At 67.2% G+C, this 10,319-nt stretch carries 11 protein-coding genes; 7 read left to right on the top strand and 4 right to left on the bottom strand.

Going from position 1 to position 10,319, the window contains the following annotated elements:
- The 7 genes from JHC57_RS18255 to JHC57_RS18225 all read left to right on the top strand — a co-directional run.
- The coding region (locus JHC57_RS18255) for a DUF3089 domain-containing protein (RefSeq protein WP_294031826.1) at positions 1-965 on the top strand (965 nt) is incomplete at its 5' end.
- Positions 966-1,325: 360 nt separating this feature from the next.
- Entirely contained in the window at positions 1,326-1,787 is a 462-nt protein-coding gene (ruvX, locus tag JHC57_RS18250) for a Holliday junction resolvase RuvX (protein ID WP_294031824.1), read from the top strand.
- Complete coding sequence (locus JHC57_RS18245) at positions 1,784-2,101, top strand: DUF1294 domain-containing protein (RefSeq protein ID WP_294031822.1); 318 nt, start codon at positions 1,784-1,786, stop codon at positions 2,099-2,101. Before ruvX ends, JHC57_RS18245 begins: the two co-directional genes overlap by 4 nt.
- Before the next feature lie 13 nt (positions 2,102-2,114).
- Positions 2,115-3,110 carry an aspartate carbamoyltransferase catalytic subunit gene (locus JHC57_RS18240; RefSeq protein WP_294031820.1) on the top strand — a complete coding sequence of 332 codons (996 nt, stop codon included), beginning with the start codon at positions 2,115-2,117 and terminating at the stop codon, positions 3,108-3,110.
- A complete protein-coding gene (locus tag JHC57_RS18235; RefSeq protein ID WP_294031819.1) occupies positions 3,101-4,324 on the top strand; it encodes a dihydroorotase in 1,224 nt (407 codons plus the stop codon). The genes JHC57_RS18240 and JHC57_RS18235 overlap by 10 nt, the downstream gene beginning before the upstream one ends.
- Before the next feature lie 72 nt (positions 4,325-4,396).
- The gene (locus JHC57_RS18230; protein ID WP_294031817.1) at positions 4,397-4,954 is read left to right on the top strand and encodes a DUF4189 domain-containing protein; all 558 of its coding nucleotides are present in this window, start codon (positions 4,397-4,399) and stop codon (positions 4,952-4,954) included.
- Positions 4,955-5,199: 245 nt separating this feature from the next.
- A complete protein-coding gene (locus JHC57_RS18225) occupies positions 5,200-6,366 on the top strand; it encodes a hypothetical protein (RefSeq protein ID WP_294031815.1) in 1,167 nt (388 codons plus the stop codon).
- 78 nt (positions 6,367-6,444) lie between these two features.
- Here JHC57_RS18225 and JHC57_RS18220 read toward each other — a convergent pair whose 3' ends face one another.
- The 4 genes from JHC57_RS18220 to JHC57_RS18205 form a co-directional block, all read right to left on the bottom strand.
- Positions 6,445-7,365 (bottom strand): transferrin-binding protein-like solute binding protein, encoded by a 921-nt coding sequence (locus tag JHC57_RS18220; protein ID WP_294031814.1) that lies wholly within the window; start codon positions 7,363-7,365, stop codon positions 6,445-6,447.
- 197 nt (positions 7,366-7,562) lie between these two features.
- Complete coding sequence (locus JHC57_RS18215) at positions 7,563-8,966, bottom strand: SPOR domain-containing protein (protein WP_294031813.1); 1,404 nt, start codon at positions 8,964-8,966, stop codon at positions 7,563-7,565.
- A gap of 23 nt (positions 8,967-8,989) precedes the next feature.
- On the bottom strand, positions 8,990-9,682 hold the full coding sequence (locus JHC57_RS18210; protein ID WP_294031811.1) for a hypothetical protein: 693 nt from the start codon (positions 9,680-9,682) through the stop codon (positions 8,990-8,992).
- Between the two features lie 17 nt (positions 9,683-9,699).
- The gene (locus JHC57_RS18205) at positions 9,700-10,317 is read right to left on the bottom strand and encodes a ParA family protein (RefSeq protein ID WP_294031809.1); all 618 of its coding nucleotides are present in this window, start codon (positions 10,315-10,317) and stop codon (positions 9,700-9,702) included.
- Positions 10,318-10,319: the final 2 nt, after the last annotated feature.

Here is a 10,319-nt window from a genome sequence, read left to right as displayed (position 1 = left end):
CCAAGGGCGACGCCGCGGTCTTCTTCGTCCACCCGACGAGCTATTACAGCCGCTCGAGCTGGAACGCGCCGCTCGAGGATCGCGATTCGGACCATCGCGCCAACCTGTTCGTGCAGGGCATGGCGAGCGCCTTCGCCGACGCCGGCGAAATCTGGGCGCCGCGCTACCGGCAGGCGACGCTCGGCGCCTTCCTCGCCGAGGACCGCGTCACCGCGGGCAAGGCGATCGATTCGGCGTATCGCGATGTCGAGGAGGCGTTCGACGCCTTTCTCGCGGCGCAGCCGAAGAACAAGCCGATCATCCTCGCCGGCCACAGCCAGGGCGCACTCCACCTGACCACCCTGCTTCGCACGAAGATCGCGGGCACGCCGCTCGCGAAGCGCATCGTCGCGGCCTATGTGATCGGCTGGCCGGTCAGCCTCGACACCGACATCGCGGGTCTCGGCCTGCCCGCGTGCCAGACTCCCGAACAGAAGGGCTGCATTGTGAGCTGGGCGACCTTCGCCGACCCCGCCGATCCGGTGATGGTTACCGACGCCTATGACGGCACGATCGGTTTCGACGGTCGGCCGCGCGCGGGCACGCGCATGCTCTGCACCAACCCGCTCACCGGCATTCCCGACACCGAAGCGCCGCCTGCGGCGAATATCGGCACACTCAAGCCGACCGAGGGTTTCAAATCGGGATCGCTGATCGCGGGCAAGATCGGCGCGAAGTGCGACGACACACGCGGCTTCCTGATGATCGGCGACGCCGACATCGCGAAGAATTACGTCGTCGCGGGCTATGTGCTCCCCGGCAACAACTATCACGTCTACGACATCACGCTCTTCTGGGCGAACGTCCGCGCCGACGCGCTCCGACGGCTTGCCACCTATGAAGGCAAGCCGTCGCCGGTGCCGCCCCCGGCCGCGCCAATCGCACCGCCGACGCCCGCTGCCCTTTCTTCGTCACCCGGGACTTGATCGGCCCATATCCTTCCGGGGCATGTAAAGTTGCCGTTCCCCCGGCAAAAGCTGGCGTGCACAAGATTTGCGCAGATGCGCAGAGATTTTGGTTCGCGCGGAGACGCGGAGCCGCGGAGAGATGGCGCTGACCGCGAAGCGGCTCCACTCCCGCAATGCCGCGACCAACGGCACGTGGTGCAATGGAAAGGGCCTATCGGCCTGAGCCACGGTCTCCGCAGCTCCGCGCCTCTGCGCGAATCTCGTGAAACGGTCAGCAGGACCTCCTCCAAAATCGGCTCCCTCGGCTTTCGCCGGAAGGCAATAATCCCCGACCTGATCCGGGGTCCCGCTTTCCGCCGGTTCGTGTAGAGAAGGCGCATGATCACCACCGCCGCCCCCGAATTCGCCGCCAACTTCCCGAACGGCGGGCGCCTGATCGGCCTCGACGTCGGCACGAAAACCATCGGCGTCGCTTTCTGCGACACGAACTGGAGCTTCGCGACCCCCGACAAGACGATCATCCGCAAGAAATTCTCGGGCGACCTCGAAACGCTGAAGGCGCTGGTCGTGCAGCACAATATCGTCGGCCTCGTCGTCGGCCTGCCGCTCAACATGGACGGCAGCGACAGCCCGCGCACCCAAAGCACCCGCGCCTTCGCGCGCAACCTCGCGCCGCTCGGTCTCCCCCTGTTGCTCTGGGACGAACGCTGGTCGACCGCGGCGGTCGAGCGCGCGATGATCGCCGCCGACGTCAGCCGCGCCAAACGCGCCGAACGCGTCGACAGCGCCGCCGCCGCTTTCATCCTGCAGGGCGCGATCGACGCGATGACCCGCGCTTGACCGCCTGTATCGTTTACTGGCTGATCGCCGCGAACCTGATCGCCTTCGTGCTGATGGTCCTCGACAAGCGGTTCGCGGCACAGGGTGCGCGCCGCATTTCGGAGGGCACGTTGCTCCTCTGGGCCTTTCTCGGCGGTGCGCCGGGCAGTTTCGCCGCCTCGCGGATCGTCCGCCACAAGACGCGGAAACAGCCGTTCGCGACGTGGATGACGATCTGGCTCGGGCTCGATCTCATTCTGCTCGCGCTGTGGGCGCTCGGAATATTGGAGCCGCTGCTCGCCTCGGCGCTTGCGAGAATCGCCGCACCTGCCTAAACGCTCGGCTTTAATGACAAGCTCCACGATCCGACCCGCCAGCGACTATCCGCCCGGCGGCGATGCCTTTCGCCATCGCCACCTTCTCGGCATCGCCCCGCTCACCCCGTGGGAAATTTCCTACGTGCTCGACGCCGCCGAAGAGTGGGTCGAACTGAACCGCAGCGGCGCGGCCAAGCATGACGACCGGCTCGCCGGCCTCACGATCATCAACGCCTTTTTCGAGAACTCGACGCGCACGCTCCTGTCGTTCGAGATCGCGGGCAAGCGCCTCGGCGCCGACGTCGTCAACATGCACGCCGCGCAATCGAGCGTGAAGAAGGGCGAGACGCTGATCGACACCGCGATGACACTGAACGCGATGCGCGCCGACGCGATCGTCATCCGCCATGCGTCGTCGGGTGCGGTTCAACTGATCGCCGACAAGGTCGACTGCCCTGTGCTCAATGCGGGCGATGGCCGCCACGAGCATCCGACGCAGGCCTTGCTCGACGCGCTGACGATCCGCCGCCGCAAGGGCCGTGTAGAGGGGCTCACCATCGCGATCTGCGGCGACGTCCTCCACAGCCGCGTCGCGCGCTCGAACATCCTTGCGCTCACCCTGCTCGGCAACGAGGTACGCGTCGTCGCGCCGCCGACGCTCACCCCGCCCGCGATGGAACGGATGCATGTCACCACCTTCACCGACATGGACGAAGGCGTCAGGGACGCCGACGTCGTGATGATGCTCCGCCTCCAGAACGAGCGCATGGACGGCGCCTACCTTCCCTCCGCACGCGAATATCATGCGCTCTACGGCCTCACCCCGAAGCGGCTCGAAAAAGCGAAGCCCGACGCGATCGTCATGCACCCCGGCCCGATGAATCGCGGGGTCGAGATCGACAGCAGCGTCGCCGACGATCTCGTGCGCTCGACAATCACCGAGCAGGTCGAAATGGGGGTCGCGGTGCGCATGGCGTGTCTCGACATTCTGACGCGTCGCAAGCGAGGGGTCGCGGGATGGAACTGAAGCCGCTTCACATCGTCAACGCGCAGTTGATCGACGGCGACACGCCGCGTTCGGGCAGTCTGCTTGTCGCGGCCGGCCGTATCGCCGCGCTCGACCCCGCCGAAATCCCCGAGGGCACGGAAACCGTCGATGCAAAGGGCCAGTGGCTCGCCCCCGGCATCATCGACCTCGGCGTCTTCGCGACCGACAAGCCCGCCTTCCACTTCGGCGGCATCACGCGCGCCGCGCTGATGCCCGACAGCGGCCCACTCGACGGCGCCGGGCTCGTCGAGCGCGCCGCGAAGGGCGGCAAGCCCGACCTCTGGGTCCACCCGCTCGCCGCCGCGACCAAAAGGCTCGAAGGCAAGGAACTCGCCGAGATCGGTCTGATGAAACAGGCCGGCGCCCGCGCCATCGCCACCGGGCGCACCCGCATCGCCGACACCGGCGTGATGCGCCGTGTCCTGTCCTATGCCGCCTCGCTCGGCCTCGTGACGATCATCCATGCCGAGGATGAGGGCCTCACCGCCGGCGCCGTCGCGACCGACGGCGAGATGGCGACGCGCCTCGGTCTTGCCTCCGCCCCCGCGATCGCCGAGGCGATGGCGATCGCGCGCGACCTCGCGCTCGTCGAGGAAACCGGCGCGCCGGTTCATTTCCGGCAGGTCACCACCGCGCGCGGGCTCGACCTGATCCGCGCCGCCAAGGCGAAGGGCTTGCCCGTCCTCTGTGGCATCACCCCGGCGCACCTGCTGCTCTCCGACACCGCGACCGGCGATTTCCGCACCTTCGCTCGTCTGTCGCCGCCGCTCCGCTCGGAAGACGACCGCCTCGCCTGCCTCGCCGCGATCGCCGACGGCACGATCGACATCCTCGCCTCGGGCCACGACCCGCGCGGCCCCGAGGACAAGCGCCTCCCCTTTGCAGAGGCGCTCCCCGGCATGGCGGGCGCCGAAACCCTGCTCGCGCTCGGGCTGGGTCTCATGCGCGACGGCCATATCTCGCCCGGACGCCTGTTCGAATTGCTCGCGGCCACCCCCGCCTGCCTGCTCGGCGTCGACGCCGGGAAACTCGCGGTGGGCAAGGAGGCCGACCTGATCCTCGTCAACGACGGCACGCCGTGGCAGGTCGATGCCAAGAAGATGGCGGCGTGGGCGGGCAACACGCCCTTCGACGGCATGCCGGTGCAGGGCCGCGCTACCGCAATGTGGAAGGGCGGCCAGCGCATCCGCTGATCCGGGCTTTATCTCGCTGATTTAATTCGATACCCGGGATCCGGGGGATCGATAAACAGCGAGGATGACCCGATGCGCCGTCTTGCCGTTCCAGCTTTCGCAGCCGCCCTGCTCGCCACCGCCGCCGCCGCACAGATGACGCCGGTGCAGGGCATTCCTTGCGCGCAGGGCCTCCCCTGCACCGCCCCGCCGCCGCAGGTGCTGCAACAGATTTACGGCAGCGGCAGTGCCCCCGCCCCGCCGGGACAGGTCATTCCGTTCGCCCAGGAAAAACAGGACTATGTCGGCGGCTATATGGTCAACAGCTTCGCCGCGATCGCCTTCTGGCGCTCGGCGTCGGGCCAGCCCGGCTATTCCTATGGCGCGCTGCGCGGTGATAACCGCGAACAGGCCGAAAAATACGCGATGACGGCGTGCCGCGAGGCGGGCGGCCGAGACTGCGTCGTCGGCCTGTGGGGCGCGAACGGCCATTTCGCGATCGCACGCGACAAGGAGGGGCAATATTATGCCGGCTTCGCGAGTACGCCCGCGGGTGCGAAACGCTCGGTGATGGGAAGCTGCAAGAGCGCGGGCGCCAAGTGCAAGGTGGTCGAGACGCTCGAAAGCATGCCCTATTTCTTCCGCTTCTGAACGCCCGAAAGGCGTACCCGGCGCACAAAAATGAAGTCCGCCGGCAAGCCGACGGACTTCAAGAGAGCAAGATGGCCTTGGTTCCACCTTCCTCGGGTCGCACCCGCTCAATGGCCGATTCGGTGGATTGTTTCGCTACCCACGTGGGTAGGAGACCGAATATTTTCATTTTATCGCATTGCGCTTGCCATCGCGGTCGCACTCCTCTCAAATGATCGCGCTGCGGATCTTCTTGGGGGAAGTGCATGCAGAGCGACCAGCAACCGACCTTTCCGACCGACCATAATGCGCCGGCAGAATGGGAAGTTCTCAACGCGCTGATCGGCGAAATCTATGATTCGGTGCTTCATCCCGAAAGCTGGAACGAGACCCTCGCCCGCATCACCGCCACGCTCTGCCCGCTGAGCTGGGAAGCCGCCTTCATTCTCTGGGAAAGCAGCAATCCGCCGAACGCGCGCTTCGTCGCCGCGACCGGTCTCGCCGCGGGCATCCAGGAAATCTACACCGCGGTCTACGCCGGCCACCATCCCTGGTCGCGCAAGTTCCAGCGCTACGGCAACGGCAGCGTCGTCGACAGCTTCGACATCATGACGCGCGAGGAATTCTACGAGAGCGAATTCTTCCGCAACTTCCTGAAACCCTACGGCATCGACCGCCTCGTCGGCGTGCTGCTCGATCGCCGCGACGGCGACCGGCTCGGACTGATGCTGCCCGGTCCCGGCGACCGCGACGTCGAGCGGTTGAAGCGCGGGCTTCGCATCCTTGCCCCGCATATCCAGCGCGCGATGCGGATCAGCGACCGCATCGCGACGCTCGACCTCGCGGCGGGCGCCGCGCGCGCTGCCGCCGATGCCGCGCCCTTCGCCATCTTCAGCCTCGACGACCAGCTCAATATCCTCGCCGCCAATGCGCGCGCGGCGCGCTACGAGCGCACCGGCTTTATCCGCACGGCGCAGGATCGTTTCGCCTTCACCCACCCCGCGAGCCAGAAGCGACTGCTCGACCTCGTCAAAAGCCCCGATCCCGCGGGCCTTGCCTTCCAGACGGTCGCGCCGTCGGGCAAGGAATGCCCCGTGCTCGTCGCACGCGTCACGCGCCAGTCGGCGCAGCAGCTCGGCGGCGTGCGGCTCGGCGCGTCGCTGATCGTCACGCTCGGCAGCGCGCCGGGCGAGACCCCGGTGGTCGAGATCGACCGCGTCGCGCAATGGTTCGGGCTGACGCCTGCCGAGGCACGCCTCGCGGTCGCGCTCGCCGCGGGTGACACGCTGCAGGATTATGCCGCGCTCCGCGCCGTCAGCCTCAACGCGGTGCGTTTCCTTCTGAAAGGTATTTTTCGCAAGACCGGCGCGAACAGCCAGGCGCAACTCGTCGCGCTGCTCGCGCGGCTTCCCGCGCCGGCGGGCGAAAGCTAGGCCGGCGTATATCCTCCGTACGCGAGCGCCATGGTGACAGTCCGGGCAACGCGGTCACGAGTGCCGGCCTTCGCCGCATCAATCCTTTTTGCCGACCACGATGCCCGCGCCCACGCCGCTTCCCCCCGTGTTATCCCTGATCAGGAAAGTTCCGCCCAGTTCGGCGGCGCCGGGACCATAGAAATAGCCTGCAAGATTGCTGCCATAGGGCGCGCTGAACTCGTTCGAGGCATTGAACTGGTTGCCGATGGCGATCGAGCCGGTCATTGTGTGCGATCCTAGGCTTTTCCTGCCGCCGGTGACGACATTCTCGCCGACCGGGTCCATCCTGAAGGCGATCGTGCCCGCTCCGAAATTCGCGGAAAAGCTGCTCGGGCCCGAAATCGCATAGACACCGGTCGCGTCGGCGAACTGGCCGTCGATCTTCGTGCGATAATTGACCGATCCGGTCCGCGGCATGTCGCTCGCCGCGGTCTGGACGCCATAGGTGAAGAAGGCCGTGTTGACGTCGACGGTCGCGCCATTGTCGGTGATCTTCTGCAACGCGCCATAGCTCGTATAGGTGAGTGCCAGTTCGGTGTTGCCGGCGCCCGGGTTGAACAGCGCCAGATTTTCCTGCTGGTTGCCGTTGACCTTCTGATAGGCGGTGATCACCGGGCCGCTCGACGCGTCGATCCGGTTGGATGGGCCAAAGGTCGATTGCGGATAGGTTGTGCCGGTCAGGGTATAGGTTCTCGTCGCCGCGTCATAGCGTATCCGCCCGCCCGTATTCTCGCTCGGACTGCGCACGGTCGCGCCGCCGGTCGCCCGCGAGACATCATAACGGATGACCGACGCCCGGCCGATGAAATCCTCGCTATATTGCAGGTTCACGAGCGAACTGTTGGCATTTGCGCCCGGCGGCGGCGGGGTCGAGTTGACGCCGCCACCCCCGCCGCCGCCGCAAGCGGACAACAGGGCACAGCTCAGACTGACAACGGCAAGATACTGGTTACGCATGGAATCCCCCTCAGAATTCCTGCTTCTTGCCAGCGCATCCCGTCCGGTCAAGACAAATGAAGAAATGGCGCGATCGACAGCGCCGGATTATTTGGACAATATTGAAAATCGAATGCCTGCGGCCGCACGCCTGTCCGGAAAACAGAGAGGCGCGGCCTCGCGGCCACGCCCCTCCCCCCTTATTCCTGAAACCCGGCCTAGCGCGAGGCGAGCCGCATCGCGCCGGCCTTCGACGCCCACTGGATCGCCTCGCCGCCGCCCATCGCGCGGATGAAACAGGTCTGGCCCTGCGCCTTCAGCTGGTTGCAGAGGCTGGTCGCATCGGCGCGCGACGCGAGGCCGTTCACCGTCAGGCGATAGAAGGCGCGGCCGTTCACCGTCGCGGCGTGGCTCGACGCGGGGAAGCCGGCGAGTACGCTGTTGCGCGTCTTCAGCACGCCCCATTTTTCCTTGGCGATGCCGAGGCTGTCATAGGCGCCGAGCTGCACCGCCCAGCCGGACGGCTTCTTCGCATCGAAACCCATCGCCTTCGGGATCAGCACGGTCGCGAGTTCGAGCGCCTGTTTCTGCGCGGGGCGGATACGGCCCTCGCCTTGGGCGCGCGGCGCGGCGCGATAGGGCGCGGCATCCGCCAAAATCACTTCGCCCGCCGGCTTCGGCTGCGGCAATTCGGTCACCGGCACGACGCCGTCGGCGGTGCGCTCGGGCATCGGCAGCTCGATGCTGCGGATCGCGCCGCCCGCGTCTGCCAGCACGGGAGTCATCACCGGCGGCGGCGGCGCATAGTCGGCGACCGGCGCCGGGTCGGCGCTCGCCAGCTGCGCGACGGGTTCGGCCGCGGCCATCTGCGTGTCGGTAAAATTGCTCAGCGCCAGGCGCACGGGCATGCCGGCATCCTGCTGCGCGGTCGTGCCGATCAGGCTCGCCACGCGCACCTGCGAGCTGGGCTGTTCGGCAAGCTTCGACCATTCGGCCATCCGACCCTCGAGCTTGGCGATCGACAGATCCTGCGACGCGACGATCCGCGCCTGCGCCCAGCGGTCCGAAAGCGCGAGTGCGAGTGCGAAATTCTGGCGGGTCCGCGCATCCGCATCCTTGGCGCGCGCGGCCTCGTTCAGCACATAGATCGAACCCTCGGAATCGCCCGCCAGCGCGAGCGCGAGCCCGAGGTCGGGTGCCGCCACCGTGTCGCGATACTCGGTCAGCAGCGCGATCGCCTCGCGGTTCTTGCCCTGCGCGATCTCGGCGAGCGCCAGCGACAGAACCGTGTGATTGTCGGTCGCGCCAAGTTCGATCGCTTCGCGGAGCGCCGATGATGCCGATGCGAAACGGCCATTGCCCAGGTAGGCCTGCCCCAGCAGCGCACGATAGCCGGCGTCGCGCGGGCTGCCCGCCACCGCCGCCTCGGCTAGGTTCACGGCCTTGCTCGGCTTGCCGGCTTCGAGCGCGATGCGCGCCTGGTCGGCGGATTTGGCGGCGACCGCAGGCGCGCCGGCGGCGCGCGACGGCGCGTCGGCCATCTTGCCCATGCCGCTGCACCCGGTGGCCACGCCCAGAACGAAGCCCGAGACGGCCAGGCTCTTCAGCATCTTGCGGTTCATGACGGGTCCCCCTCTTTTCCTTTTCAGCGCTGCCCGCGCACCGGCCGCGCGGCGGGCAGGCGGCTCGCCATCGCGTCGATCTCGGGCAGCGAAGCCAGATACTCGTCGAGCAGGTCGGTCAGGATCACCTGCGACGAGCGGTTGGTCACCGCACTCGCCAGGCGCAGCCGCAAATGGCGCTCGGCGTCGAGACGCAGCGTGAAGGCCGCCTTTTCCCGGGCCCGCAGGGCGCGCGGCGTCTTTTCCCTCTTCGGCGCCGGCTCCGGGCGCGCTTCGACCTTGCGCGCCACCGCGGCGACGCGCTCGATCAGCGATTCCTGCTGGCGAACCACTTCGGGAACCTCGGGCGCCTCGGGCGCGAACTCGCCCGCGTCATGGCTTTCGGCCATTTCGGCGAGCTGACCGGTCAGATCGCCGGTGAATTCCGGCGCCAGCGCAGGACCGGCGGTCTCGTCGACCGCATGTTCGGCTTCGGCATTGTGCGCGAGCACCGATCCGGTGAGCAAGGGCTTGAGATCGAGCATGCGTACGGGTTCGGCCGACTGGTCGGGATCGACATCATAGCCCATGTCGTTCCAGCCAAGATCGTCATAGCCCATGCTGTTCAGCGGCGCGGGACCGCTGCCGAGCGGCTGGCGGCGCATCGCGGGGCGTGCCCCGCCCTTGCGGGCCAACAGTCCGGCGCTCAGCGATGCGAGGGGTTTGGGTTCTCCCATGGTTTCCGTGCCCCCCGTCACTGACCGGCGATGCGGCGGCCGAAGCCACCACCCATCGGGCGGACTGCGCCATAATTGCCCTGCGTCGGGGCCGGCGCGGCGAATACGGTGCGACGGAAATTCTTCTCGAGGCGATCGTTCATATAAGTCCAGAGTTGGCGTATTTCCTCGGCTGATCGGCCATTCGGGTCGACCTCCATCACCGTGCGGCCGTCGATCATCGACGCGGCGTAATCGGTGCGATGGTGCAGCGTGACCGGCGCGACCGTGCCGTGCTGCGACAGCGCGACCGCGGCTTCGCTGGTGATCTTCGCCTTGGGCGTCGCGGCATTGACCACGAACACCAGCGGCTTGCCGGCGCGTTCGCACAGATCGACGGTGGCACCGACGGCGCGCAGGTCATGTGGGCTGGGGCGCGTCGGAACGACGATCAGCTCGGCGACCGAAATCACACTCTGGATCGCCATGGTGATCGCCGGCGGCGTGTCGATGACGGCGAGCTTGAAGCCCTGCTGGCGCAGGATTTCAAGGTCGGAGGCCAGCCGGGCAACCGTGGTCTGGGCAAAGGCCGGAAGGTCGGTTTCGCGCTCGTTCCACCAGTCGGCGAGCGAGCCCTGCGGATCGATGTCGATCAGAA

The organism is Sphingopyxis sp., from assembly GCF_016463645.1.
GTDB lineage: Bacteria > Pseudomonadota > Alphaproteobacteria > Sphingomonadales > Sphingomonadaceae > Sphingopyxis.
The sequence above is the reverse complement of the archived record's forward strand: the minus strand, read 5'-3'. Positions and strand labels throughout refer to the sequence as shown.